At 57.7% G+C, this 24,425-nt stretch carries 22 protein-coding genes; 9 read left to right on the forward strand and 13 right to left on the reverse strand.

The window, feature by feature from the left end; all coding sequences use genetic code 11:
- Window positions 1–28: 28 nt before the first annotated feature.
- Entirely contained in the window at window positions 29–1,438 is a 1,410-nt protein-coding gene (locus ACSQ87_RS26755) for a PLP-dependent aminotransferase family protein (protein WP_436274747.1), read from the forward strand.
- A gap of 417 nt (window positions 1,439–1,855) precedes the next feature.
- A complete protein-coding gene (locus ACSQ87_RS26760; protein ID WP_436274748.1) occupies window positions 1,856–2,134 on the forward strand; it encodes a DUF3077 domain-containing protein in 279 nt (92 codons plus the stop codon).
- A 108-nt stretch (window positions 2,135–2,242) separates the two neighbouring features.
- On the opposite strand, the gene ACSQ87_RS26765 is transcribed toward ACSQ87_RS26760, so the two are convergent.
- From ACSQ87_RS26765 to ACSQ87_RS26800, 8 genes are all read right to left on the reverse strand, one after another.
- Complete coding sequence (locus ACSQ87_RS26765) at window positions 2,243–3,430, reverse strand: SIR2 family protein (protein ID WP_436274749.1); 1,188 nt, start codon at window positions 3,428–3,430, stop codon at window positions 2,243–2,245.
- Between the two features lie 317 nt (window positions 3,431–3,747).
- Window positions 3,748–4,635 (reverse strand): heme o synthase, encoded by an 888-nt coding sequence (gene cyoE, locus ACSQ87_RS26770; protein ID WP_008147631.1) that lies wholly within the window; start codon window positions 4,633–4,635, stop codon window positions 3,748–3,750.
- An 11-nt stretch (window positions 4,636–4,646) separates the two neighbouring features.
- Complete coding sequence (gene cyoD, locus ACSQ87_RS26775) at window positions 4,647–4,982, reverse strand: cytochrome o ubiquinol oxidase subunit IV (protein ID WP_223429787.1); 336 nt, start codon at window positions 4,980–4,982, stop codon at window positions 4,647–4,649.
- On the reverse strand, window positions 4,983–5,609 hold the full coding sequence (locus tag ACSQ87_RS26780) for a cytochrome o ubiquinol oxidase subunit III (protein WP_008147627.1): 627 nt from the start codon (window positions 5,607–5,609) through the stop codon (window positions 4,983–4,985). It abuts the gene before it with no gap.
- 3 nt (window positions 5,610–5,612) lie between these two features.
- On the reverse strand, window positions 5,613–7,643 hold the full coding sequence (gene cyoB, locus ACSQ87_RS26785; protein WP_223429788.1) for a cytochrome o ubiquinol oxidase subunit I: 2,031 nt from the start codon (window positions 7,641–7,643) through the stop codon (window positions 5,613–5,615).
- A gap of 3 nt (window positions 7,644–7,646) precedes the next feature.
- A complete protein-coding gene (gene cyoA / locus ACSQ87_RS26790; protein WP_150658921.1) occupies window positions 7,647–8,591 on the reverse strand; it encodes a ubiquinol oxidase subunit II in 945 nt (314 codons plus the stop codon).
- A gap of 816 nt (window positions 8,592–9,407) precedes the next feature.
- On the reverse strand, window positions 9,408–9,917 hold the full coding sequence (locus tag ACSQ87_RS26795; RefSeq protein ID WP_033061033.1) for a disulfide bond formation protein B: 510 nt from the start codon (window positions 9,915–9,917) through the stop codon (window positions 9,408–9,410).
- 234 nt (window positions 9,918–10,151) lie between these two features.
- Window positions 10,152–10,928 (reverse strand): ABC transporter substrate-binding protein, encoded by a 777-nt coding sequence (locus tag ACSQ87_RS26800; protein ID WP_436274750.1) that lies wholly within the window; start codon window positions 10,926–10,928, stop codon window positions 10,152–10,154.
- On the opposite strand from ACSQ87_RS26800, the gene ACSQ87_RS26805 reads away from it, so the two are divergent.
- Entirely contained in the window at window positions 10,927–11,106 is a 180-nt protein-coding gene (locus tag ACSQ87_RS26805; protein WP_223429791.1) for a hypothetical protein, read from the forward strand. The two genes, ACSQ87_RS26800 and ACSQ87_RS26805, sit on opposite strands and share 2 nt — an antisense overlap.
- A gap of 142 nt (window positions 11,107–11,248) precedes the next feature.
- Here ACSQ87_RS26805 and moaE read toward each other — a convergent pair whose 3' ends face one another.
- From moaE to ACSQ87_RS26830, 5 genes are all read right to left on the reverse strand, one after another.
- Window positions 11,249–11,701, reverse strand: a complete 453-nt coding sequence (moaE, locus tag ACSQ87_RS26810; RefSeq protein ID WP_095132957.1) for a molybdopterin synthase catalytic subunit MoaE — start codon at window positions 11,699–11,701, stop codon at window positions 11,249–11,251.
- Window positions 11,702–11,704: 3 nt separating this feature from the next.
- Window positions 11,705–11,947, reverse strand: coding sequence for a molybdopterin converting factor subunit 1 (moaD, locus tag ACSQ87_RS26815; RefSeq protein ID WP_033061027.1), 243 nt, complete (start codon window positions 11,945–11,947; stop codon window positions 11,705–11,707).
- Window positions 11,944–12,417, reverse strand: coding sequence for a cyclic pyranopterin monophosphate synthase MoaC (gene moaC / locus ACSQ87_RS26820; protein ID WP_033061025.1), 474 nt, complete (start codon window positions 12,415–12,417; stop codon window positions 11,944–11,946). The genes moaD and moaC overlap by 4 nt, the downstream gene beginning before the upstream one ends.
- A 232-nt stretch (window positions 12,418–12,649) precedes the next feature.
- On the reverse strand, window positions 12,650–14,044 hold the full coding sequence (locus tag ACSQ87_RS26825; RefSeq protein WP_046045946.1) for a PhoH family protein: 1,395 nt from the start codon (window positions 14,042–14,044) through the stop codon (window positions 12,650–12,652).
- 336 nt (window positions 14,045–14,380) lie between these two features.
- Window positions 14,381–15,505, reverse strand: a complete 1,125-nt coding sequence (locus ACSQ87_RS26830) for a polysaccharide deacetylase family protein (protein WP_436274751.1) — start codon at window positions 15,503–15,505, stop codon at window positions 14,381–14,383.
- A 203-nt stretch (window positions 15,506–15,708) separates the two neighbouring features.
- Here ACSQ87_RS26830 and yaaA point away from each other — a divergent pair, with 203 nt between their 5' ends.
- The 6 genes from yaaA (at window position 15,709) to ACSQ87_RS26860 (ending at window position 24,424) form a co-directional block, all read left to right on the forward strand.
- Window positions 15,709–16,488: a peroxide stress protein YaaA gene (yaaA, locus tag ACSQ87_RS26835; RefSeq protein WP_223429794.1), complete on the forward strand. Its 780-nt coding sequence runs from the start codon at window positions 15,709–15,711 to the stop codon at window positions 16,486–16,488.
- Between the two features lie 808 nt (window positions 16,489–17,296).
- Window positions 17,297–18,613: a nucleotide sugar dehydrogenase gene (locus tag ACSQ87_RS26840; RefSeq protein ID WP_223429795.1), complete on the forward strand. Its 1,317-nt coding sequence runs from the start codon at window positions 17,297–17,299 to the stop codon at window positions 18,611–18,613.
- Window positions 18,614–18,834: 221 nt separating this feature from the next.
- Window positions 18,835–20,316, forward strand: coding sequence for a mannuronan synthase (alg8, locus tag ACSQ87_RS26845; RefSeq protein ID WP_411741481.1), 1,482 nt, complete (start codon window positions 18,835–18,837; stop codon window positions 20,314–20,316).
- Window positions 20,317–20,351: 35 nt separating this feature from the next.
- Complete coding sequence (locus ACSQ87_RS26850) at window positions 20,352–21,521, forward strand: alginate biosynthesis protein Alg44 (protein ID WP_223429796.1); 1,170 nt, start codon at window positions 20,352–20,354, stop codon at window positions 21,519–21,521.
- Between the two features lie 12 nt (window positions 21,522–21,533).
- Complete coding sequence (gene algK / locus ACSQ87_RS26855; protein WP_095132971.1) at window positions 21,534–22,940, forward strand: alginate biosynthesis TPR repeat lipoprotein AlgK; 1,407 nt, start codon at window positions 21,534–21,536, stop codon at window positions 22,938–22,940.
- Window positions 22,937–24,424, forward strand: a complete 1,488-nt coding sequence (locus ACSQ87_RS26860; RefSeq protein ID WP_223429797.1) for an alginate export family protein — start codon at window positions 22,937–22,939, stop codon at window positions 24,422–24,424. Before algK ends, ACSQ87_RS26860 begins: the two co-directional genes overlap by 4 nt.
- Window position 24,425 lies beyond the last annotated feature (1 nt).

The following is a 24,425-nucleotide window of genomic DNA, read 5'->3' on the forward strand; positions in this document are numbered from 1 at the left end:
GAACTTTACTGCCGGAGAGACCAGTAAAATGCAGGTTCAGCGTGCAGTGATCGCCGCTATCGAGTTCCAGCAGGGTGTACCGCTGGTTCAGCAGATCGTCGATCAGTTATCGGAGGCAATCAGCCACGGAGGCTTGCCTCACGGCTCACGGCTGCCGCCGATTCGCGAACTCTCCGAGTTGATGAACGTGGGCAAATCCACGGTGGTGGATGCTCTGGACCGCTTGCGGGCCAAGGGTTTGGTGGTTTCACGCCAGGGCTCGGGGCATTACGTGCACCGTTCCAGCACCACGATCAAGACCGATGCCGGCCCGGACCTGCAACCTCAAGACACGCTCAGCGTGGTCCGCCGCGCGGTGCTGCTGGACAATGGCGCGCTGCGCCCTGGGGCCGGTTTCCTGCCGTCTTCGTGGCTGCCGGCTGACGAGTTACTGAAAGCCGTGCGCGGCACCCTGCGCGCAACTTCCCTGCGCATGGGTGAATACGGCGTCGCCAGCGGTTACCTGCCGCTGCGCGAGGCGTTGCGGGTCAAGCTGTCGGCCTTGGGCATCGAAGTGCCGGTGGACCAGATCATCACCACGGCCAACACCGTGCAGGCCATCGACATGCTGATGCGCCTGCTGGTCAAACCTGGCGACACGGTGCTGCTCGACGATCCGTGTTACTTCACCATGCACACCAATCTGGCCTTGCATGGTGCCAAGGTCATCACCATCCCCCGCGGGAGTGACGGCATGGACCTTGAGGTCTTCGAGCAACTGCTGATTGCCCATCGTCCCGTGCTCTACATGACCAACAGCACCCTGCACAACCCGACCGGGCATTCGTTCTCCCCGGCGCAGGTTTATCGCTTGCTGGAGTTGAGCCACCGCTATGGTTTCCACATCGTCGAAGACGACTTGTATTGCGACTTGCAGCAACGAAGCACTCCGCGTCTGGCAGCGGGCGGACTGGACAACGTCAGTTACGTGTCCGGTTTCTCCAAGACCCTGACGGCTAACAGCCGCGTCAGCTACGCGGTGCTTTCACCGCAACTGGCTGCGCGGCTGGTGACGCTCAAAATGGCCGCCGGGGGCATGACCTCGGAACTGGCGGAGCAGATTATCTGCACAATGCTCAGTGATGGCAGCTATGCCAAACATACCCGGCGCACGGTGGATCGGCTTTACGAGTCGAGCAGTCGGGTGACGAGTTGGCTGGAGGAGGCAGGTTGCTCGGTGTCTTCGCTGCCGGGGGAAGGGTTGTTTATCTGGACGCGATTGCCCGAAGGGCTGGATGCCGAAACGCTGGCAAGGAAAGGCCTGGAAATCGACCTTGTACTGGCGCCCGGCACCCTGCTCAGCAAAGCGCCGGACGCTAGCCACTTCCTGCGTTTCAACGTGGCGCATAGCGATAGCAGCCAGGTGCGGGAACGGTTTTTCCGGTTGCTGGACAGCTAAGTACCTCCTCAAACAGGACTGCACCCTATCCCCTGTAGCAGCTGCCGAAGGCTGCGTTCGGCTGCGAAGCAGTCGTAAATCAGACACTGCAGTCTTTCAGTTAAACCGTATCGCCCGGATTAGCGACTGCTTCGCAGCCGAACGCAGCCTTCGGCAGCTGCTACACGGATCGCGTCCGACAAGGCATTGGCTGGCTTCATGACATCGCCTAAAGCCACCAGATCGCTACGATTGTGGCTCTCACCCACGCACGCTAACTTCAAACCGTCGCTGCCAATTCAGCGACCGGGCCTGATAACTCGAATCTAATGTAGGCGTCTATCGGAGTTTCCTGATGCACACCTTCAACCTATTCAAAACAAATGCCTCTGCTCCACCGGTCATCCCCCACCACCGCCCAACCACCGGAGGTGCCCAATGACCAATCCCCAAGACCTGAAAACCATCGGTCTCACCCCTTTCTCCTACCACGCCAATCAACCACTATTCCGCATCAATGCCGGTGTCCCGATCATCCAGGCCCTCTCCCACGCCTCCGACCTGCTCCATATCGCCAAACTTCTCGCATCAGACGCCGCCATGGTTCGTGACACCGACCGCCATGCCTGGGCGTCGCATTTTTTGCAGGACATGAGCAAAGCGATCATCGATGACGTGGCGAAAGTGCTCGACGCACCGGGTAGCAACCGCGCGTGAACTAATAAGCCCCTCACTTCTCTTGAAGCGCGGGGCTTTACGAATACTGCATAAATCTTAAGACGCGCATGTCAGTGTTTTTAGGCTCGGGTGGATCGAACAACGGCGCTAACCGCCCAACCGTACCAAAACTTCCTCAAGCTCATCCGGGGCTTGGAGAAAGTTTTGGAATCCCTTTCCCCACACTGCTGCGTCTTCACGCTTAGACAATGTCCATCCTGAACCAAATGACGTCCCTCCGTAGCGCTGACCAATCAGAATACGCAGAGCATGCATCATCTCGATTTCTTTACGTCCATAGTCGAACTCAATATGTCTTCTAAAATCATTCGTCCAATAGTCCACGAAAATTATAGGGACGTTCGGACTCCGACTGCGCGCCTCCTGCAACCAGGTATTGAGGTGTAAATCCCCTAGCCCCGAACCGATCACAAAGATCACATCAGCGTGCATCACGTCCAGCGCTAGCGCAGAGTAATAGTGGGACATGGGACGCTGCTGCAATCGGGACAACTTATCCAGGCCAGTTACGATAGAAGTGCGCAAGAATGAACTTCCATCCATGCGGCGCGTATCACTCCCGCTAAAGCTCGCGAACTTCAACGCCTCCGCCCGATCATCTAGCCAGAACAGCTCACCAATTTCCGAACCAGTTTGTGGACGGGCAAAGCCTAGGTGAACAGATCCATGGAGGTGAAAAATGGAGTCGACATTCTGCTTGTTCCAAAACGCATTGAGCTCGAATCGCCTAGGCTCATCGTTCGACTTAACCTCGAACCCCGTATAAAGATCGGGCGCAGCCTGCAGTGGGTAGTCGTCATAGTTAGTGGTGTAGATCCGCGTCACATAACGGTCGCGTAGGCGCGCAATGAATGTGATCAGTGGATCTAAACTCCGTGGGCAGTTCTCGCAGGATGCCGATATGTTTGAGTAAATAATCTCCACCATCTTCCCTGCCAGGCTGCGTAGTGCCCTCTCGGTTACCGCGCCATTAATGCTAACAAACGGAGTGAGCAACGGACGAAATTCGTTGACGGCGCCCTTGACTGGCTCGAAGTGATAGATCAGCTCATGAACGCAATGGTAAATCTGCTCGAACTGCACATCACCTGGGGATTGCAAGTACCCTTTCAACGTTTCCTTCACCCAAGCGAAAGCCCTGTCGCCGCCGGTATATTTCATGTATTCATCGGCCATAACAGCTTTTTCGATGATATCTGTAAGCGTGAAGGTGGATGCCACCCCATACTCCACCGATGCACCAGCTCCAAACAACACAACCGCTCTTTTGCGCATAAATCACTCCTTGTCATCGACGATTGAGCATAACCACGAGCAGTCTCAATGCCGAGGGTTAAGAGTAAATGCCGCCACCTTACTTCCGCAGCTCGCCCAATGCTGCGATACCGGTCGATTCGAGCAGCATTTTTGGCGAGTTATTTGACTAAAACTACGATGACACATCCATTGTTAGAAAGTGAATCAAAGGGCTTTCCATATTGTTTTCAACTCACTGACTTGGGGCAACTCGCAAAAGGAGGGGCGCTTCGGTCTACCAACAAAAAGCCCCGCTCCTCTCTCGAAGGCGGGGCTTTTTGTGCAGCCTCTGAATCTTAAGGCGCGTACGTCAGCAACAGCTCACTCGGCACTTTAAAGTCCAGCGACATCATCACGCTCAACGCGGTAATGGTGAAGATCGAGAACACGAACAGCTTGCGTGCCCAGACCGTGTCATCCACTGCCTTGTAACCGGTCCAGGCCATGTACAACCAGTACATGCCCATGGCCGCGGCGACGGCGAGGTAGCTCATGCCGGCGTAGCCGCTGAAGGTCAGCATCAAGGTCGCCACGAGGAACGCCAGGATGTAGAGCAGGATGTGCTTCTTCGCCACTTCAATCCCGCGCTTCACCGGCAACACCGGAATCGATGCAGCCAGGTAATCGTTGAAGCGGAAGATCGCGATGGCGTAGGAATGCGGCATCTGCCACAGGCTGAACATCACCAGCAACGTCAGTGCGGCCATGTCGAAGCTGTTTGTCACAGCCACGTAGCCAATCACCGGCGGCATGGCGCCCGACAGACTGCCCACCAGCGTGCCGTGAACCGACTTGCGCTTGAGGTACAGGCTGTAGAAGCCGACGTAGATAACGAAGCCGATCACCGCGAACAACGCGGCCAACGGGTTGGCCACTTTGTACAACAGTGCAACGCCGAAAACACCCAGGACGGTCGCAAACGCCAGGGCCAGTTTCAGGGAGATCAAGCCCTGGACCAGCGCCCGGTTTTTGGTGCGTTCCATCTTCAGGTCGATGTCGCGGTCGATGCAGTTGTTGAACACGCAACCGGAAGCCACCACCAGCGACGTGCCGATCATGGCGGCCAGGAAAATGGCCAGATCGACATGCCCTTTCGAGGCCAGGAAAAATCCGCCCGCCACAGAAAGCACGTTACCGAAAATGATCCCCGGTTTGGTGATTTGGATAAAGTGCTTAAAGGACATCCGGACTTTCCTCAGTGCGCCATCATGTTGGAGTGGATGCTGAACATGATCCACAGCGACAGGCCTACCAACAGGACGATGACCAGTGCAGCGAAGACAAACGCGATCACGTTGTTACGCTGGGCAGCGGAGCGGTCCAGGTGGAGGAAGTACACCAGGTGCACGAGCACCTGGATCACTGCGAAGGCCAGTACGATCCACAGGGTCAGGGCTTTCGGCAGCGATGGGTACATCACCAGGCCGAAAGGAATGACCGTCAGGATTACCGACAGAATGAAGCCGATCGCGTAGGACTTGACGCTGCCGTGGCCGGCGTCGTGGTTGTCATGGGCGTGTGCGTTAGCCATTTACATAGTCCCCATCAGATAAACAACGGTGAATACGCAGATCCACACCACGTCCAGGAAGTGCCAGAACAGGCTCAGGCAGCTCAGACGGGTCTTGTTGGTCGCCGTCAGGCCGTTTTTCTGCACCTGATACATCATGATCGCCATCCAGATCAGACCGCTGGTCACGTGCAGACCGTGGGTGCCAACCAGGGTGAAGAACCCGGACAGGAAGCCACTGCGGCTAGGACCGAAGCCTTCGGAGATCAGCATGTGGAACTCGTTGATCTCCATGCCGATGAAGCCGGCACCGAACAGGAAGGTCATGCCCAGCCAGCCCAGGACCTGGTTCTTCTTGCCCTTGAACAACGCCAGCATGGCGAAGCCGTAGGTGATCGAACTGAACAGCAGCAGAGCGGTTTCGCCCAGTACGTACGGCAGTTCGAAGATATCGTGGCCCGACGGACCACCCGCTACGTTGTTAACCAGTACCGCGTACGCTGCGAAGATCGACGCAAACAGAATGCAGTCGGTCATCAGGTAGAGCCAGAAACCGAATACGGTCATCTCGCCCGAGTCGTGGTGATGGTCGTCGTGCCCATGGTCCGTGCCATGGGCGTGTCCAGCAGTGGTCACTAAGTTCGACATGGTTTAAGCCTGTTCCAACGAGGTTTCAACACGGGTGGCGGTGGCTGGAACTTTCCCGGCCGCTACCAGACGCTTGTGCTGCTCGGCTTCGATGCGCTCGATCACGTCGACCGGCACCATATAGCCCTGATCATCGCGGGCAGCATGGATCACGAAGTAGCCCACGGTGCCAACCAGGCCAACGATGGCCAACCACCAGATGTGCCAGATCATCGCGAAACCGAACACGGTCAACAGAGCACCCATGACCACACCGGTCGCGGTGTTGTTTGGCATGTGGATCGGTTCGTACTTGGCCGGAGCCTTGTACGCGGTACCGTTTTCCTTGGCTTCAGTGAACGGATCGATGGTGTCCGCTTTTGGCAGCACGGCAAAGTTGTAGAACGGTGGTGGCGACGAGGTCGACCATTCCAGCGTGTGGGCATTCCACGGGTCACCGTGTTCGCACATGTTTTCCGGCTTGTTGCGATCACGCACGCTGACATACAGCTGGATCAGCTGGCAGGCGATACCGACCGCGATCATCACCGCACCGAACATGGCGACGTACAGGTACGGCACCCACTCAGGGTTGGTGGTGGCATTCAGACGACGGGTCATGCCCATGAAGCCCAGTGCATAGAGCGGCATGAACGCGACGAAGAAGCCCGAGATCCAGAACCAGAACGCTGCCTTGCCCCAACCTTCGTGCAGCTTGAAGCCGAACGCTTTAGGGAAGTAGAAGCCGAAGCCAGCGATGTAGCCGAATACCGCGCCGCCGATGATCACGTTGTGGAAGTGAGCGATCACGAACAGGCTGTTGTGCAGGACGAAGTCCGCACCCGGGATGGCCAGCAGTACGCCGGTCATGCCGCCGATAGCAAAGGTCACCATGAAGCCCAGGGTCCACAGAACCTGGCTGGTGAAACGCAGACGACCTTGGTAAATGGTGAACAGCCAGTTGAATAGCTTCACACCCGTCGGGATCGAAATCAGCATCGTCGCCAGACCGAAGAAGGCGTTGACGCTGGCACCCGAACCCATGGTGAAGAAGTGGTGCAGCCAGACCATGAAGCCCAGGATCGAGATCGCGCCCGATGCGTAGACCATCGAGTGGTGGCCGAACAGACGCTTGCCGGTGAAGGTCGAGATGACTTCGGAGAAGATCCCGAACGCCGGCAGAATCAGGATGTAAACCTCGGGGTGACCCCAAGCCCAGAACAGGTTGACGTACATCATCGGATTGCCACCAAGTTCATTGGTGAAAATGTGGAAATCCATGTAACGGTCAAGCGTCAGCAGTGCCAGGGTAGCGGTCAGGATCGGGAACGAGGCCACGATCAGAACGTTGGCCCAGGTGCAGGTCCAGGTGAAGATCGGCATGTCCATCAGCTTCATGCCCGGGGTACGCATTTTCAGCACGGTGGCCAGGAAGTTGACCCCCGTCAGCGTCGTACCCAACCCGGATAGCTGTAGCGCCCAGATGTAGTAATCCATCCCCACGCCCGGGCTGTATTGCAGGCCCGACAGCGGCGGATAGGCAACCCAACCGGTCTTGGCGAATTCGCCGACGCCCAGGGACAGGTTGATCAGCACCACACCGGAAACCAGCAGCCAGAAGCTCAAGGAGTTCAGGAACGGGAAGGCAACGTCACGCGCGCCGATCTGCAGCGGCACTGCAAGGTTCATCAGGCCGGTGAAGAATGGCATCGCCATGAAGATGATCATGATCACACCGTGAGCGGTGAAGATCTGGTCATAGTGTTCAGGCGGCAGGTAGCCAGGCGAACCCTCGGTGGCCATGGCCAACTGGGTACGCATCATGATGGCGTCGGCAAAACCGCGCAGCAGCATGACCATGGCAACGATGATGTACATCACGCCGATTTTCTTGTGGTCGACCGAGGTCAGCCACTCGGACCACAGGTAGGTCCACTTCTTGAAATAGGTGATTGCAGCGAACAGCGCCAGACCACCGAGCGCGATCATGGCGATGGTTATCATCACGATCGGTTCGTGGAACGGGACCGCTTCCCAACTTAATTTACCAAACATCGTTTACTCCTCTGCCCCGGCAGCTGAATGCGAACTCATGTCCATCCCTTCCATGGCGGCCATTTCGTGTTCTTTCTTCTCGTGGTGCATCGGCTTGCCCGGATTCATACCTTCGTACTTGTCGACGATGATCTGGAACAGGTTCGGCGTGACCGAGGAGTAGAGCTCGACTGGGTTGTTCTGGCTTTGCTTGGAAAGGGCTTCGTATTCAGCTTTTTCAAGCTGTTTAGGTGCCTTTTTGACTTCGCTTACCCAGGCGTCGAAATCTTCCTGAGAGGTGGCGATAGCTTTGAATTTCATGCCGGTGAAACCAGCGCCGCTGTAGTTGGCGGAGATACCGTCCATTTCAGCGTTCTGGTTGGCGATCAGGTGCAGTTTGGTCTGCATGCCGGCCATCGCGTAGATCTGGCCGCCCAGCGCCGGGATGAAGAACGAGTTCATCACGGAGTCCGAAGTCACCTTGAAGTTGATCGGCGTGTGCGCCGGGAACACGATCTTGTTGACGGTGGCGATGCCTTGCTCTGGATAGATGAACATCCATTTCCAGTCCAGCGCGACCACTTCAATGGTGATCGGCTTGACGTCGGATTCCAGCGGCTTGTAAGGATCCAAGGCGTGGGTCGACTTGTAGGTGACATAACCCAGGGCAATGATGATCAGCACTGGAACAGCCCACACCGCGATTTCAATTTTGGTGGAGTGCGACCATTTCGGCGTGTAGACGGCGTCGGTGTTGGACGCGCGGTATTTCCAGGCGAACAGGAAGGTCATGACGATGACCGGAACCACGACCAACAGCATCAGCAGCGTTGCGGTGATGATCAGGTTTCGCTCGTCCAGGCCAACCTGGCCCTTGGGATCGAGCAAGGTCATGTTGCAGCCTGACAGCAACAACGTGCCGATCAGCGGCAATAAGCCTAGTAGTCTGGGGTACCTGTTTTTACTCATCTCACGACCTCTAAAGCAGCTTGCGCAATGCAGTTGGGTTTTGATCGCCAACACTTCACCCTGCCAAGGGTTGGCATTTTTCTTGGATTGAATAAGTGGCTGCCCGTCGCGCGTCAGACGCTGTTCGACAAATCCTGGGCCAGCGTTGAGTTCTTATTCGAATTCGTGGTCAAAGGCCTTGTTACAGACCAATTCCATTTGGTGCGGATAGTTGGAAGGCACCGACACCTGGGAGTCGCATGAAGCCAACCGGCCTCTCGACGCCCTATTCCTGCTCAGGGATGAGCAGTGCCGGGAATTCAGTGCGGGCGATTGTAGATATGTAACGTTTTATAAACCATGTCTCATCCCGAAATAATTTTTATCCATTCCAGCAACAATCATTCACGGTATTTGCAAAAGTGCGCCATGGTATCGAAATTAATTCTCAACAAAAACACCAAAAATTGTAGGTCTACCTCAGGCAGTTCAGACAGTATCGAAGGCTCTGCGCCCTCCTTCGACCCTGCCAAAGCCCCCATGTGCCAAGGGTTTCGGCAATTCGCCAAGGCCTGTTAAAACTGCCTGTTCCGGATTTTTGGGGTTGAAGTTGCCGGACGCTAAAGCAGGCCAATTTTGTTGCGTAGTCATGTACCAATTCGGCGCCCTGAAATGCCTTGCGACACTCACGCTGTGACAACATGTCGCACACGTGCCGCACCCATACTTGTCGCGCATCAAGGTCATTTAACCTGCGCCCTGAAATGCAAAACGCCCCGGTTCCCTCAACGAGGGCCGGGGCGTTTTTTTGTGTGCCAGCGATTGCGGCGGATGACTTCAGCGCAGGGCTTTGCGGTTACGCGAAGTGAGCAGCGGCACCAGCACCACGATCAGCACAAAGGCCAGCAGCGCCCACTGTGCAAGCGACAGACCGAGGATCGGCGGGTATGGCGTGGAGCAGAAGCCGTCGACCTGGAAGCCCAGCGGGAAGATCTTCGCCAGTGGCAAACCGTCGACAATCGGTTGCAGAACGTCGATGCCGCAACTGACCGCCGGATAGAACTGGGTATAGACGTGATGCCCGGCCACGCCGACGCCCGCCAAGGCGCAGATCACCACCAGGGTTTCAAATACCGTGATGCTGCGACGGGTGCGCATGGCCGCGCCGATGAACGCGAAGAGCGCGATCAGCAGCAACGCATAACGCTGCAGGATGCACAGCGGGCACGGCGCCTCGCCCAGAACAATTTGCATGTACAGCGCGCCACCGATCAGCGCCAGGCAGATGATGCCCAGCAACACCAAATAGCGCCGTTCACGGCCTAACCGCATCGTTTCCTCGCTCATTGCGTTTCCCTTCTGAATATCGATTGCCCAGAAGTCTACACGCTGGCCCTGACCTTTGAGAGTCCGGCGCGCGCAGCTGGGTATCGGGGAATAGACGACGAGCCGGTTAAGAAGGGATTAAATTCGGGCTATTACCAGAGATTTGCATGATCCCACGACCGCATCGCCAGCAGGCTGGCTCCCACAGTTGAATGCATTCCAAAGTGGGAGCCAGCCTGCTGGCGATGCCGTTGATCAATCGCCGTAGATATCAGACTTGAAGTACTTCTCTGAAATCTTCTGGTATTCGCCGTTGGCGCGAATACCGTCGATGGCGGTGTTCAGCTCGGAGACCAACTCGGTGTTGCCCTTGCGCACCGCAATCCCGGCGCCCTCGCCCACGTATTTCGGATCCTTGAGCTCCGGTCCGACCAAGGCATAACCCTTGCCACGCGGCATCGTCAGGAAGTCGTTCAGCGGGATGGTGTCGGCAAAAATGGCATCGAGGCGACCGGCAGCCAGATCCATGTAGATCTCTTCGTTGTTGCCGTAACGCTTGACGTTGATACCCTTCGGTTCAAAAACCTCAGTGGCATAACGGTCGGTGGTGGTTGCGCGCTGCACGCCGACCGTCTTGCCCTTGAGGCTAGCGTACTGGTCATCCACGACCGCGCCGTCCTTCATCACCAGACGCGATGAGGTGAAGTAGTACTTGTGGGTGAAATCCACCGACTTCTTGCGGTCTTCGTTGATGGTCATGGACGACAGCGCCATGTCGATTTTCTTCACTTTAAGCGAAGGAATCAGACCGTCGAACTCACCTTCGACCCAAACGCACTTGACCTTCATCTGCGCGCACAGGGCATTACCGATGTCGTAGTCGAACCCGACAATCTCACCTTTATCGGTTTTGGACGCGAACGGCGGATAAGCCGCTTCGATGCCGATGCGCAGGGTTTTATCGGCGGCGAACAGGCTGCTGCACGCCAACAGGCTCAGGGCCAGACCGGTGATGAGGGGGAATTTCTTCATGTTCGTTCTCTCGCGGGTTGTTGTTGGTTTGGCAAGACAGAAGAAAGAGCAGAAACGGGGGAAGGCCTTTTTTGTACTTGTAATTCCATACTGGACTTTTATGTATTGGTCGTCAATCGGGGTTCTTGAAGATGTGGCCGCCGATGGTCGGGGGGTCAATCAGTGGGAAATGGGGTGATGCGGATGGCCTCTTCGCGAGCAAGCCCGCTCCCACATTAGATCTCCTTCAAACACCAATTTTGTGTTCGACTCAGAACCAATGTGGGAGCGGGCTTGCTCGCGAAGGCGCCAGAACAGTCAACCGAGTAACAGCAGACTGTTTACTGCTTCCAGCGATCCGCCGCCGCATGATCGCTGTCGCGCCCTTCAACCCAACGCGACCCGTCAGGGGTGTTTTCTTTCTTCCAGAACGGTGCGCGGGTTTTCAGGTAGTCCATGACAAAGGCGCAGGCATCGAACGCAGCCTGGCGGTGGGCGCTGGCGGCGCCGACGAAGACGATCGGCTCCCCCGGCTCCAGGGCGCCGATGCGATGCAGCACTTCAAGTTTGAGAAGCGGCCAGCGCTGCTCGGCCTCTGCGGCGATCTTGGCGAGGGCTTTTTCGGTCATGCCCGGGTAGTGCTCAAGGAACATCCCGGCGACGTCGAGTCCGTCATTGAAGTCGCGAACATAGCCGACAAAACTCACCACCGCACCGACGCCCACATTGGCGGCATGCATGGCATTGACTTCAGCACCCGGATCGAACGCCGTGGATTGCACGCGAATCGCCATGGCTCAGCCTCCGGTCACGGTCGGAAAAAAGGCCACTTCATCGCCATCGCTCACCGGCTCATCGAGCTGGCACAGGTCTTCGTTGCGAGCGCACATCAAGTTTTGCTCGCTCAACACTTCGGCACCGTCTCGCTGGGCCAACAGTGCACGCACATCGTCGACGGTGGCGAAGCTGCCTTCAACCTTCACCGAATCAACGCCGAGCGCTTCACGGTAACGGGCAAAAAACTTTACGGTGACGTTCATGGCTGGTCCGCCTGGAAATGGCCGCTCTTGCCGCCGAGCTTCTCCAGCAGCCGCACGCTTTCAATGGTCATGCCGCGATCCACGGCTTTGCACATGTCGTAGATAGTCAGCGCGGCGACGCTGGCGGCGGTCAGGGCTTCCATCTCCACGCCGGTTTGTCCGGACAACTTGCAACGCGCGACGATGCGCACGGTGTCGTCGCCTTCGGCACTGAGCTCGACCTTGACGCCGGTGAGCAGCAGCGGATGGCACAGAGGGATCAGATCGCTGGTTTTCTTCGCGGCCTGAATACCGGCGATACGCGCCACGGCGAACACATCACCCTTGGGGTGACCGCCGCTGACGATCATCTGCAGGGTTTCGGGCAGCATGCGCACGAGGGCTTGGGCCGTTGCTTCACGGAACGTCACGGCTTTTTCAGTGACGTCGACCATATTGGCGCGACCTTGGGAATCGAGATGAGTCAGCACAGGGATACTCCTGATCAGGAGCCCCGATTGTAAACCTGTGGGTCAAAATTCCGCACGTTTGATTATCCGATCACCACAATCCCCTGTGGGAGCGGGCTTGCTCGCGAATGCGGTGTGTCAGTCGCATCGATGTCGGATGTGCCGCCGTCTTCGCGAGCAAGCCCGCTCCCACAGGGTTATTTGTTGGGATAAGAAACCGGGCAGTTCTGAGGCCGCCCGGTTTTGGTGAGGGTTACAAATGCGATTCGGCGTATTCGGCCAGAATCGAACGTGGCACCCCTTGCAGGGTGATGTGCACACCGTTGGGGAAATCCTTGAAGCGCTCTGTCAGGTACGTCAGCCCGGAACTGGTCGCGGACAGGTAAGGGGTGTCGATCTGTGCCAGGTTACCCAGGCACACCACTTTGGAACCGGCGCCGGCACGGGTGATGATGGTTTTCATCTGGTGCGGCGTGAGGTTCTGGCATTCATCGATCAGGATCAGACTCTGCTGGAAGCTGCGGCCTCGAATGTAGTTGAGGGATTTGAACTGCAACGGCACTTTGCTGAGGATGTAATCGACGCTGCCATGGGTGTTTTCGTCATCCATGTGCAAGGCTTCGAGGTTGTCGGTGATGGCGCCCAGCCAAGGCTCCATCTTTTCCGCTTCGGTGCCGGGCAGGAAACCGATCTCCTGATCCAGGCCCTGCACGCTACGGGTCGCGATGATCCGGCGATAGCGTTTGCTGACCATGGTCTGCTCGATCGCCGCCGCCAGTGCGAGGATGGTTTTACCGGAACCTGCTGCCCCGGTCAGGTTGACCAGGTGGATATCCGGATCGAGCAAGGCGTACAGCGCCAGGCTTTGATAGATGTCACGCGGTTTCAGGCCCCAGGCTTCCTGGTGCAACAGGGGTTCCTGATGCAGGTCGAGAATCAGCAGTTTGTCTTCCTCGATCTCCTTGATCCAGCCGACAAAGCCCTGTTCATCGATGATGAACTCGTTGACGTGCACCGCCGGCAGGTTGTCGATCAGCTGAACCTGGTGCCAGGTGCGGCCATGGTCCTGACGGGTGTCGACATTCCTCACACGGTCCCAGAAGGAGCCGGTCATGTTGTGATAACCGTTGGGCAGCAGCGACACGTCGTCAACCAGTTGGTCGGTGCTGTAGTCCTCGGCCGCAATCCCGCAAGCCCGGGCCTTGAGGCGCATGTTGATGTCTTTGGTGACCAGCACCACGGGCAGCTTTGGTTCGCGTGCGTGCAGGTCGATCAACTGGTTGATGATGATGTTGTCGTTCAGGTGCTCGGGCAGAATGATGTTCGGTTCGGCACGTTTGCTCATCAGAATTGACAGCAAACCCTTGGGACCACTTTTGCCACGCTGGATCGGTACGCCGAGCTCGACGTCTTCAGGACTGGCATCGCCCAGAGTCTTGTCGATCAGGCGAATCGCCTGACGGCATTCTGCAGCCACGCTGTGATGCCCGCTCTTGAGCTTGTCGAGTTCCTCAAGCACGGTCATCGGGATGGCGACGTGGTGTTCTTCGAAGTTAAGCAGGGCGTTTGGATCGTGAATCAATACGTTGGTATCGAGTACATAAAGGATTGGCTGGTTGGAGGAAGAACTACGTCCGTGATCATCCATACTCGGTCACCTTTGTGGGAGCCAGTCGACGCAATACCGTTACAGTGCTGCGCCTCGAAGTGGCCACCGAATTCACCTGCGAGGATTCAAGTGAACTGCACACAAATGGGGGTCTTGGAAGACGCCACCTGTCTGCAGGTTTCGGCGGTCTGTCTTCGTAATACTCCAAAACCTGTGACAGAAAAAAGTACTTTGACGTTTTTTTGAAGTTTATTTTTCAGAGTGACCAATAGCACTAGGCGGATTGCCATCACCCCGTTAAAGTCGGAAGTCCGCCTGCATCGAATTTTCGCCCAAAACCACCCCTCCCCCAATGTTTACGGCCTTTCGTCGTTTTCAGCGAAACGCGTCCTGACAGTCTTCCCAGCCGATTCCGCTTTGCGCCGTTTGCGTGATGAGCCAGGGCATCGCCGTTTTCAGCGCATCCTGCTTCACGTTGAAGTTGATCACCCCGTGTCGCCACAACAACATCAGGCTCAACACCCGTTGCGCGCTCTGATTGGCTTTTAGCTTGCCCGCACCGTCCTGGGCATCGATATCCCACAGCGCCACCTGCAAGCCCTGGGATCTGAAAAATCCTTCAGCGTCAGACCGACGTTGGCCATCGGGCGGCCGAAACAATGGCACGTAGTTCTCGGGCAGTTTGCTTTTGACCAGTTCGACGCTGCGTCGCACCGAGTCCTGCCAGTCCTGCCAGTGACTGTGGGAGCGAAATTCCCAGCCTTGCGCGCCAATGCACTGCTTCGAGTACGTCGCTTGCAGGCTGGCTACCGAACGATCGGCCAGACGGGCCTGGATGTCCTTGCCGAGGACGAAGAACGTGCCACTCATGTTCGACTTGCGCAGGTATTCCGTGGCCCAGGCGGTGTTATCCGGCGCGGTATTGGCGGCACTGTCGAAGGTCAGCAAAAACAGCCGGTCATGCATCTGATCGCCATTGCGCTCATAGTCGCCAAAACGATCGACTTCGCTGCTGGTTTGCGGAAACAGCGCTGCCTTGCGCAATTGCTCGTCCAGGTACTGGGCGTGGAACAGTCGGCTCGGCTCGGCCCACTTTATGTAGTAGCTCTCATTGCTGACCTGAAACTTGGCGGCTTGCTGGCGCAGGGTGTCCATGTCCTCGACCAGGAAACAGAAGGAGGCATCCTGATCGCAGCTCTGTTGGGCGTAGTTGTAGTTGGTCAGCAGTCGCTGCCACATGCGCTGGCGCAGGTTGTTGATCGATTCCAGATTGACCGTGCGCAACCCCAGGCGCTGGGCCAGGCTCTCTTCATCCAGGGATTCGCTGGCCAACAGGACGCGAGCGAACATGAGGATTTCGGCCCGTGACGCCACATCGAACAGGGTCGGGCTGTTGAGCTGTTCAGGCCAGGTGCTGCGATCAAGCGTCGCCACATCGCCCGGCGCCGCCATGGCGCCAAAGCTCAACAGCAAGGCCGAGAATAGAAAAACGATACGCAATGGGATGTCTCCATAACAAAACCCGCGCGGCACTATATCGCGGGAAGATCAAAAGATCGCAGCCTCGCTTCGCTCGACAGCTCCTACAGATGTACGCGCTGCGATCTTGTTCCATGACACCACCGATCACCTATGACACCCATAGCTGGAGTCAACCAGGACAACCCCCTAGAATCGCCCCCACGATTAAAGGAGACGACTTCATGCTGATGGTGATTTCCCCCGCCAAGACCCTCGATTACGAAACACCGCCGGCGACCCAACGCTTCACTCAGCCACAATACCTCGACCATTCCCAGGAGCTGATCCTGCAATTGCGCGAGCTGGCCCCTGCACAAATCAGCGAGCTGATGCACGTCTCCGACAAGATCGGCGGGCTCAACGCCGCGCGTTTCGGCAGTTGGACGCCCGCGTTCACTCCGGAAAACGCCAAGCAGGCACTGCTTGCCTTCAAGGGCGACGTCTACACCGGGTTGAATGCTCAAACCTTCAGCGAAGCCGATTTCGATTACGCCCAGCAGCACTTGCGCATGTTGTCCGGCCTGTACGGCCTGCTGCGCCCGCTGGACCTGATGCAGCCGTATCGACTGGAGATGGGCACCAAACTGGCGAATGCCCGTGGCAAGGATTTGTATGCCTTCTGGGGCACACGGATCAGCGAATGGTTGAACGAAGCCCTGGCCGATCAAGGCGATGACGTGCTGCTGAACCTGGCCTCCAACGAGTACTTCTCGGCGGTCAAACGCAGCGCCCTGAACGCGCGCATCATCAATACCGACTTCAAGGATCTGAAGAACGGCCAGTACAAGATCATCAGCTTCTACGCGAAAAAGGCCCGCGGCATGATGAGTCGCTTCGTCATTGAAGAGCGCATCAACGACCCGCAAGCCCTCAAGCAGTTCGACGTACAAGGTTATCGCTACAGCGCCGAGCAGTCTAAACCGGACAATCTGGTGTTCCTGCGCGATCACGCACCTGAGTAAACACCCGGTTGGCGCACGCCTCATTAAGGGGTCGTGCGCCACGTCCAATCGTCCAACAATTCCCCGCCCCACTCGTCACTTTACTGACGTCAAAAATCAATCACTCGATTTTCTAACTTTAGTTTCACTCGACTTTGCTGATTTTTTTCAGTAGTGGCACTGAATTTTTTTATCGGTAGTGGCAAATAACTATCTAACCCGACAATCCCCCTATGTATCAAGGGTGAAACAGGCGTTGCTATCAATATGAAAGCAGTGCCATCTTTTTCAATATTTCAAGAAATTTCAGAATTCGCGATGGGCGGACCGGAACTATGTCCAAATGCGTCGCTCATACCACCGGTAACCATTCTCTCTGAGCTTGTACGAGATAACTTACGCAGAGAAGAGATTCACGTAGCAAAGTTGTCACATTAACTTCTGCTGACTGATCCCTGATTTGGGCAACACATGAAGGACAGGAGATTAAGCATCATAAATATCCCCTACAAGGCCAAGGCTGCGCCCCTATAAACGTGCTCACCTGAGCACCCAACCGCTTGATTTACGGGCTTCTGGCCTGGCATTGAGCGCGCAAGACCTTTGCACGAATGTCTTCTGATTAGAAGATCTGCTGCATAACAGGGCACGCCATAACAATAAAAGCCTAGTTGCGCACATCTTGAGTGCACTTATTTAGACACTCGGAACTTATATGCCTGCACGCGGCATTGTGACGCCTTTAAGGCGCACTTCCGAGTGCACTACGACCGCTGAACACCATTAACTCCGGCCATGTAATGGCTTGATAAACACAGAGGTAATTGCGATGCGCATCAGCATATTTGGTTTGGGTTACGTCGGCGCAGTATGTGCCGGTTGCCTGTCTGCACGGGGCCATGACGTCGTTGGCGTCGATGTTGCCAAAGACAAAATCGATATGATCAACGCCGGCAAATCGCCGATCGTTGAACCGGGTCTGGGCGAGCTTCTGCAGAAGGGTATCGAGACGGGCAAATTGCGCGGCACGACCAACTTCGCCGAGGCGATTCGCGACACCGACCTGTCGATGATCTGCGTCGGCACGCCGAGCAAGAAGAACGGCGACCTGGAACTGAACTACATCGAAGCCGTGTGCCGCGAGATCGGTTTTGTCCTGCGTGACAAGACCACCCGTCACACCATCGTGGTTCGCAGCACCGTACTGCCAGGCACTGTGGCAAACGTAGTGATCCCGATCCTCGAAGACTGCTCCGGCAAGAAAGCCGGTGTCGACTTCGGTGTTGCAGTGAACCCTGAGTTCCTGCGTGAAAGCACCGCGATCGCCGACTACGACCTGCCGCCAATGACCGTTATCGGCGAGTTCGACAAGGCGTCGGGCGACGTTCTGCAATCGCTGTACGAAGAACTCGACGCTCCGATCATCCGCAAGGACATCGCAGTGGCCGAGATGATCAAGTACACCTGCAACGTGTGGCACGCCACCAAGGTGACCTTCGCCAACGAGATCGGCAACATCGCCAAGGCTGTCGGCGTCGATGGCCGCGAAGTGATGGAAGTGGTCTGCCAGGACAAGACGCTGAACCTGTCCCAGTACTACATGCGCCCTGGCTTCGCGTTCGGCGGTTCCTGCCTGCCGAAGGACGTTCGCGCCCTGACCTACCGCGCCGGTTCCCTGGACGTGCAAGCACCGCTGCTCAACTCGCTGATGCGCAGTAACGAGTCCCAGGTGCAGAACGCCTTCGACATCGTCACCAGCCACGGCAAACGCAAAGTCGCCCTGCTGGGTCTGAGCTTCAAGGCCGGTACTGACGACCTGCGCGAAAGCCCGCTGGTGGATCTGGCAGAAATGCTGATCGGCAAGGGCTACGACCTGAGCATCTACGACACCAACGTCGAATACGCCCGTGTCCACGGTGCGAACAAGGATTACATCGAGTCGAAGATCCCTCACGTCTCGTCCTTGCTCAACGCCAATTTCGACGAAGTGATCAACAACTCCGACGTGATCATCCTCGGCAACCGTGACGAGAAATTCCGCGCCCTGGCGCAGAACGCTCCACACGGCAAGCAAGTGATCGACCTGGTCGGCTTCATGTCCCAGGCCACCAGCGTTAGCGGTCGCACCGAAGGCATCTGCTGGTAATGCGGTCGTAGGAGCTGCGTAGGAGCTATCGAGTGAAACGAGGCTGCGATCTTTCCAGATCCACTTGAGTTTCAAGCGAAAGATCAAAAGATCGCAGGCTTCGCCAGCTCCTACAGGATTTCTGGCGTCATCCAGAACGGATGTCGCCAGTTTTCGTAAGCCTGCCTTAACCCCATCGGGCCACCCCACAGGCTCGCCCGAGATAGAGACGGATGCAGATTATGCACAGGCTAAAGCACGGCCTACTTCAGGTCGCCGGTTGGCTGTTTTACCTAAGTTTATTGATGGGCATCGCCATGGCGTTGCCTGCGTCCACGTTCGACTCCGAGTCGAAGGACTTCATCTTCCTGATCGGGATCGTCGGTATCTGGCGCTACTCGATGGGTGCTACGCACTTTCTGCGCGGCATGCTGTTTCTGTACGTGGTCTACCCGCACCTGCGGCGCAAAGTGCGCAAGCTGGGTAAAGCGGCAGACCCGTCCCATGTATTTCTGATGGTCACCAGTTTTCGTATCGACGCGCTGACCACCGCCCAGGTCTACGCCTCGGTGATTCGCGAAGCGATCGACTGCGGCCTGCCGACCACCATGGTCTGCTCCATCGTGGAAATGTCCGATGAGAAGCTGGTGAAAAGCCTTTGGGCCAAAATGAATCCACCGGCTCGCGTCAAGCTCGACTTCGTGCGCATTCCCGGCACCGGCAAGCGTGATGGCCTGGCTTACGGTTTCCGCGCCATCTCCCGCCACCTGCCGGACGACCGCGCCGTGGTTGCAGTGATCGATGGCGACACCGTGCTCGCCGAAGGCGTCGTGCTCAAGACCGTGCCGTGGTTCCAGCTGTTCGGCAATGTCGGCGGCCTGACCACCAACGAGTTCTGCGAAGTGCGCGGCGGCTACATCATGAGCGAGTGGCACAAACTGCGCTTCGCCCAGCGCCACATCAACATGTGCTCGATGGCCCTGTCCAAGCGCGTGCTGACCATGACCGGCCGGATGTCGGTATTCCGCGCCACTGTGGTGACCAACCCGGACTTCATCGCCGACGTGGAAAGCGACTCGCTGCAACACTGGCGCCTGGGTCGCTTCAAGTTCCTCACCGGTGATGACAAGTCGAGTTGGTTCAGCTTGATGCGCCTGGGCTACGACACGTTTTATGTGCCGGACGCCGCCATTCACACCGTGGAACACCCGCCGGAAAAAAGCTTCATCAAGGCCAGTCGCAAACTGATGTTCCGCTGGTACGGCAACAACCTGCGGCAGAACTCCCGCGCCTTGGGCCTGGGGATGAAACGTCTCGGCCTGTTCACTTCGGTGGTGCTGTTCGACCAGCGTGTGTCGATGTGGACGTCGCTGCTGGGCCTGACCGTCGCGCTCATCGCCACCGTCAAATACGGCGCCGCGTTCATCCTGGTTTACCTGCTGTGGATCGGCATTACCCGCCTGATCCTGACCGTGCTGCTGTCTTTGTCCGGTCACACGATCGGCCCGGCCTACCCGGCGATTCTCTATTACAACCAGATCGTCGGCGCGCTGGTGAAGATCTACGTGTTCTTCCGCCTCGACCGACAGTCCTGGAGTCGCCAGCCCACTTCCCTGACCCGTGATCTCGCCAGCTTTCAAGGTTGGTTCAACACTTGGTCGTCTCGGACCATGACCTTCTCCGCCGGCAGCATTTTTGTTGCTGTGCTGCTGATGATGGTCTGACCGAACTCGCCTGAATTAACTAGGAAAACGTCCATATGAATACCGCCGTCAACGCCAACGTAGTGCATGAATCAGAAGCCCAGCGCCAGCACGCCCGGGTAAAAATCCCGGCCAAGCTGCGTTTCTACGGTCCTGACCGGACCCCGGTAGAAGCTCGGGTCATCGACCTCTCCGCTGGCGGCCTGGCTTTCAACGCCGGTCAGCTGCCACTGAAGGTCGGCGACGTGTACAAGGCTCGCCTGCAGTTCGTCATCGATAACCTCGGCCTGGCCATGGACGTCGAGTTACTGGTGCGCTCCCACGACCGCGAAACCGGTCGTACCGGTTGCCAGTTCCAGAACCTCGAATCCCAGGATATTTCCACCCTGCGCCACCTGATCACTTCTCACTTGGCCGGCGACATCGTCACCATGGGTGAAGTGTTGGCCACCCTGCAACGCGACAACTTCACCAAGGCGCGCAAGAACAAGGATGGCGGCCACGGCATGACCCCGTTCGGTCGCCTGCGTGCAGTGACCTTCAGCCTCGCGATTTTCCTCGTCGGCCTGACGGCATTCGGCTTCATCTTCAAGTCGGTGTACGGCATGTACTTCGTCAGCCACGCCCAGGCCGGTCTGGTCAGCGTGGCGGGCATGAGCATCACCATGCCGCGCGACGGCACGGTGCAGAGCCTGATCAAGGCCGACGGCGTTGCCGCCAAAGGCGCGCCGCTGGCGACGTTCAGCACCAGCATGCTCGATGTGCTCAAGGGCCATCTTGACGACAATCAATTACAACCGGCCAAGGTTGAAGAACTGTTCGGCAAGCAAATGACCGGCACCCTGACGTCGCCATGCGATTGCACCGTAGCGCAGCAAATGGTCGCCGACGGTCAGTACGCCAACAAGGGCGACGTGATCTTCCAACTGGTGCCGCGTAACAGCGAAGCCAACGTTGAAGCGCGCTTCTCCTATCGCCAGTTCGGCGACGTGCTGCCAGGCAGCTCGGTCAGCTTCCAGATCGCCGGCGAAGACAAAACCCGCTCCGGCACGATCATCAGCAGCACCAGCCTGAAAAGCGCCGACCTGTCGTCCGACATCCGCGTGCAGATCAAACCTGACGAGCCGCTGGACAGCAAATTCGCCGGTCGCCCGGTTGAAGTCAACGCCACCCGTGGTCCGAACCTGAACTGGCTGATCGACAAAGCCATGGCCGCCGGTCGTTAAAAACAAGAGGACATGCCCGTGACTAGCCCACTCAGAATCCTGCCAGTCCCGCTGACTCTGGCCATGGCAATTGCCCTGGCCGGATGCGCCGGCCTGCCCGACCAGCGTCTGGCCAACGAAGCCCTCAAGCGCGGTGATACCACGCTGGCGGCGCAGAATTACCAGCAACTGGCAGACCTGGGCTACAGCGAAGCACAGGTTGGCCTCGCCGATATCCAGGTCGACAGCCGTGACCCGGCGCAGATCAAGAAAGCCGAGGCGACTTATCGCGCTGCGGCCAGCGTCTCGCCGCGAGCCCAGGCTCGCCTGGGTCGTCTGCTGGTGGCCAAACCCGGCTCCACCGAAGCCGAACAGCACGAAGCCGAAGGCCTGTTGAAGAAAGCCACCGCCGCAGGCGAAGGCAACACCCTGATCCCGCTGGCGATGCTGTACCTGCAATACCCGCACAGTTTCCCGAACGTCAACGCGCAACAGCAGATCAGCCAATGGCGCGCCGAAGGCAAGCCGGAAGCGGGCCTGGCCCAAGTGCTGCTTTATCGCACCCAGGGCACTTACGACCAGCACCTGGACGAAGTGGAAACGATCTGCAAGGCCGCGTTGAACACCACCGACATCTGCTACGTCGAACTGGCCACGGTCTATCAGAAAAAAGCCCAGCCAGAGAAACAGGCCGAGCTGATCAAGCAAATGCAAGCCGCTCAGGCTCGCGGCGCGGTTTCCGCGCAGCGGGTGGACAGCGTGGCTCGCGTACTGGGCGATGCATCCCTGGGCACGACCGACGAGAAAACCGCTCAGTCACTGCTCGAAGGCATCGCACCCGGCTACCCCGCTTCCTGGGTCAGCCTGGCGCAACTGCTCTACGACTTCCCGGAACTGGGTGACGTCGACACGATGATGAAGTACCTGGACAACGGCCGCGCTGCCGACCAGCCGCGCGCCGAACTGTTGCTGGGCAAGCTCTACTACGAAGGCAAAATGGTCCCGGCTGACGCGAAGGTCGCCGAAGAACATTTCAAGAAAGCCGTCGACAGAGAAGTGGCCGCCGATTACTACCTCGGCCAGATCTACCGTCGCGGTTACCTGGGCAAGGTCTATTCGCAGAAAGCGCTGGACCACCTGCTCAAGGCTGCGCGTAACGGCCAGAACAGCGCCGACTTCGCCATTGCCCAACTGTTCTCCCAAGGCAAGGGCACCCGGCCCGACCCGCTTAACGCTTATGTCTTCAGCCAATTGGCCAAGGCCCAGAACACCCCGCAAGCCACCGAGCTTGCGCAAACACTCGAAGCCCAACTGCCGCCTGCCCAGCTCGCCGAGGCCCAACGTCTGTTGAAACAAGAACAGGCTGTTCGTGGTGCCTTGAGTCAGAACACGCTGGAACTGCATGCCCTGGAAGAAGAAGACGGCGAGGAATCCCTATGAAGTTGAATCCATTCGTTAAGGCCGGTATTGGCCTGTCATTCGCCCTGCTGTGGTCGTGCCCGACCCTGGCGGCCCTGACTGAAAGCAAGAACTACGGCCTTGACGTGAAAGTCACCGCCCAGTCCGAAGACGACACCGACCTGGGTACGCAGAGCGGCGGCGACGTCAACGGCGTCGGCCTCGACTTGCGTCCATGGATTTATGGCGAGAGCGGCGCGTGGAGCGGCTATGCCATGGGTCAGGCAGTGACGTCCACCGACATCATCGAGACGGACACCCTGCAACAGTCCGACAGCGACGGCACCCAGACCACCGACAACGGTGATCGCAAGAGCAAGAAAAACTACCTGGCGATGCGTGAGTTCTGGGTCGGTTACAGCGGCCTTACGCCCTACCCCGGCGAGATGCTCAAGCTCGGTCGCCAGCGCCTGCACAACGATGACGGTCAATGGCGCGACACCAACATCGAAGCCCTGAACTGGACCTTCGACACCACCCTGTTGCGCGCCAACGCCGGTGTTGCCGAACGCTTCAGCGAGTACCGCACCGACCTCACAGAACTCGCGCCCAAGGACAAGGATCGCCTGCACGCTTACGCCGACGCGGCGTACCAGTGGACGCCGGGCAACTGGGTCGGCATTCGTGGTCATCACACCCACGATGACGGCAAGCTCGACTACGCGCAGCCGGGTGTTCCCGCCGATTCCCTGGACAAGAAACAGAATGGCGACATCAGCTGGATGGGCCTTACCGCCGACAGCGATGCCTACAACTGGCGCAACACCAACACCGTCAACTACTGGGGAAGCGTCACAGGTATGAGCGGCGACCGCGACAAGGTCAACCCGCTCAACGCCGATGGCACCGCTCCAGCACAAGCCAAAACCAGTGGCGATGTTGATGGCTGGGCTACTGACCTGGGCGTACGTCTGCGCCTCGATCCGCAATGGCAAGTCGGTGCAGCCTATGCCCGTGCCAGCGCCGATTACGAACAGAACGGCCTGGAAAGCAACCGCTCGAACTACACCGGTACTCGCTCGCGGGTTCACCGTTTCGGCGAAGCCTTCCGTGGCGAAATGCAAAACATGCAGTCCGCCACTCTGTTCGGTTCGTGGATGCTCAACGACGAATACGACGCCAGCGTGATTTACCACAAGTTCTGGCGCGTCGACGGCAACAAGCCGGTCGGCAGCAATGGCATCAACGCCGTCGAGAACAACACCGACGACGCGACCGGCGCGATTCTTTCCAGCACGTCCCTGCCGCTGGAAGATGGCAGCAAAGACCTCGGTCAGGAAATGGACGTGGTCGTCACCAAGTACTTCAAGCAAGGCCTGCTGCCCGCGTCCTTGAGCCAGTCGATCGATGAGCCTTCGGCCCTGGTGCGGTTGCGTGGCGGTGTGTTCAAGCCCGGCGATGCGTATGGCAAAGGCGTCGACTCGTACATGCACCGCGCGTTTATCGACGTGATCTGGCGCTTCTGAT

Source organism: Pseudomonas sp. LjRoot277 (genome assembly GCF_964253845.1).
Classification (GTDB): domain Bacteria; phylum Pseudomonadota; class Gammaproteobacteria; order Pseudomonadales; family Pseudomonadaceae; genus Aquipseudomonas.

What these genes read in the sequence shown, in the direction of transcription:
- ACSQ87_RS26760 (WP_436274748.1), top strand. Translation starts at nt 1,856, where the DNA reads ATGACCAATCCCCAAGACCTGAAAACCATCGGTCTCACCCCTTTCTCC.
- ACSQ87_RS26840 (WP_223429795.1), top strand. Translation starts at nt 17,297, where the DNA reads ATGCGCATCAGCATATTTGGTTTGGGTTACGTCGGCGCAGTATGTGCC.
- algK (WP_095132971.1), top strand. Translation starts at nt 21,534, where the DNA reads ATGCCCGTGACTAGCCCACTCAGAATCCTGCCAGTCCCGCTGACTCTG.
- ACSQ87_RS26825 (WP_046045946.1), bottom strand. Translation starts at nt 14,044, where the DNA reads ATGGATGATCACGGACGTAGTTCTTCCTCCAACCAGCCAATCCTTTAT.
- ACSQ87_RS26800 (WP_436274750.1), bottom strand. Translation starts at nt 10,928, where the DNA reads ATGAAGAAATTCCCCCTCATCACCGGTCTGGCCCTGAGCCTGTTGGCG.
- cyoE (WP_008147631.1), bottom strand. Translation starts at nt 4,635, where the DNA reads ATGTCCTTTAAGCACTTTATCCAAATCACCAAACCGGGGATCATTTTC.
- ACSQ87_RS26860 (WP_223429797.1), top strand. Translation starts at nt 22,937, where the DNA reads ATGAAGTTGAATCCATTCGTTAAGGCCGGTATTGGCCTGTCATTCGCC.
- ACSQ87_RS26755 (WP_436274747.1), top strand. Translation starts at nt 29, where the DNA reads ATGCAGGTTCAGCGTGCAGTGATCGCCGCTATCGAGTTCCAGCAGGGT.
- ACSQ87_RS26805 (WP_223429791.1), top strand. Translation starts at nt 10,927, where the DNA reads ATGTTCGTTCTCTCGCGGGTTGTTGTTGGTTTGGCAAGACAGAAGAAA.
- moaE (WP_095132957.1), bottom strand. Translation starts at nt 11,701, where the DNA reads ATGGCGATTCGCGTGCAATCCACGGCGTTCGATCCGGGTGCTGAAGTC.
- moaD (WP_033061027.1), bottom strand. Translation starts at nt 11,947, where the DNA reads ATGAACGTCACCGTAAAGTTTTTTGCCCGTTACCGTGAAGCGCTCGGC.
- ACSQ87_RS26850 (WP_223429796.1), top strand. Translation starts at nt 20,352, where the DNA reads ATGAATACCGCCGTCAACGCCAACGTAGTGCATGAATCAGAAGCCCAG.
- cyoA (WP_150658921.1), bottom strand. Translation starts at nt 8,591, where the DNA reads ATGAGTAAAAACAGGTACCCCAGACTACTAGGCTTATTGCCGCTGATC.
- ACSQ87_RS26780 (WP_008147627.1), bottom strand. Translation starts at nt 5,609, where the DNA reads ATGTCGAACTTAGTGACCACTGCTGGACACGCCCATGGCACGGACCAT.
- cyoB (WP_223429788.1), bottom strand. Translation starts at nt 7,643, where the DNA reads ATGTTTGGTAAATTAAGTTGGGAAGCGGTCCCGTTCCACGAACCGATC.
- alg8 (WP_411741481.1), top strand. Translation starts at nt 18,835, where the DNA reads ATGCACAGGCTAAAGCACGGCCTACTTCAGGTCGCCGGTTGGCTGTTT.
- yaaA (WP_223429794.1), top strand. Translation starts at nt 15,709, where the DNA reads ATGCTGATGGTGATTTCCCCCGCCAAGACCCTCGATTACGAAACACCG.
- cyoD (WP_223429787.1), bottom strand. Translation starts at nt 4,982, where the DNA reads ATGGCTAACGCACACGCCCATGACAACCACGACGCCGGCCACGGCAGC.
- ACSQ87_RS26795 (WP_033061033.1), bottom strand. Translation starts at nt 9,917, where the DNA reads ATGAGCGAGGAAACGATGCGGTTAGGCCGTGAACGGCGCTATTTGGTG.
- ACSQ87_RS26765 (WP_436274749.1), bottom strand. Translation starts at nt 3,430, where the DNA reads ATGCGCAAAAGAGCGGTTGTGTTGTTTGGAGCTGGTGCATCGGTGGAG.